At 61.7% G+C, this 975-nt stretch carries 1 protein-coding gene and 1 pseudogene; one reads left to right on the plus strand and one right to left on the minus strand.

Annotated features, from left to right (window positions below):
- Positions 1–209, plus strand: a 209-nt coding sequence (locus tag MKK51_RS21035) for an ATP-binding protein (RefSeq protein ID WP_243980579.1), incomplete at its 5' end; no start/stop codon positions are given.
- Between the two features lie 153 nt (positions 210–362).
- Here MKK51_RS21035 and MKK51_RS21040 read toward each other — a convergent pair.
- Positions 363–611: pseudogene (locus MKK51_RS21040) on the minus strand (recombinase family protein); the annotation flags it as partial.
- Between the last annotated feature and the right edge of the window lie 364 nt (positions 612–975).

Below are 975 nucleotides of genomic sequence, written 5' to 3' on the forward strand. Positions count from 1 at the left end.
GCAGCGGCGCCACGCTCGTGGTCGACCGCGCCGGCAACCTCTACGAGACGCGCGGGATCGTGGTCACCACCAGCCTCGCCTGCGTGGAATGGGCAGGCGTGGTAGCTGAGGACGCCAAGATGACCACGGTGATCCTCGACCGGCTCGCGCAGCGCTGCAAGAGCGTCGAGGCCGGGAATGGGAGCTGCCGGCGCAAGAACCTCGGCTGAGGCCGGCACGGACGCCGCGCCTGCTGGACCCCTTATGAGCCCGGCTGCGCCAGCCCGACCCGCTTCGCCGGGCTGATCAGGGGCGTCCCGCCATACCCATCCAGGGAGTCAAAGTTCGACGCCGATCCAGGGTCAATGTTCAACGCTGTTTGACATGCGGAGGCTGTCGATCGTGCGCATCATCTCCACGAGCGAGCGACCGAGCCGATCGAGCTTCCAAACCACCAGCACGTCGGTGGGGCGCAGGTAGGCGAGGGCGGCATCGAACTCAGGACGTTTCGTGCCGGCTTTCCCGGACTTTTTCTCCTCGAACAGCCGTTCACAACCAGCGTTTATTAGCGCGTCGCGCTGCAGGTCCAGGTTTTGGTCAATGGTAGAGACACGGGCATATCCGACAAGCATGTCGGGATAGTGATTCAAGCACGTTTATCTGGCAATAGAAAACCAGCCATATTTTTCCGACAGAAACGGCGCCGTTTTAGGCCGCGTAGCAAGGATACCCCCGATATGTCGGGGAAACGGTCGGATATCCGACATGAACGGAGATAGGTTCGTTGTTTGGCGTGGATAGGTAGAAGTTGTCTCACCCCGCGGTGTAGATAGACGAACAGGACATACTCTAAGGCGCAGGTTGACGAACGCGGCAGGACGCACGCCATGCCATCCTCTCAGGTGGAAGCTGCGACCGTGTCGGCCACCTTCGCCTTGCGCGCACCAAGTTCCTCAGGCCGGCCCGTGGTCGTATCTGCGGCCGTCTGATGTTCCA

The sequence above is a fragment of the Methylobacterium sp. E-045 genome (genome assembly GCF_022829685.1).
Lineage (GTDB): Bacteria > Pseudomonadota > Alphaproteobacteria > Rhizobiales > Beijerinckiaceae > Methylobacterium.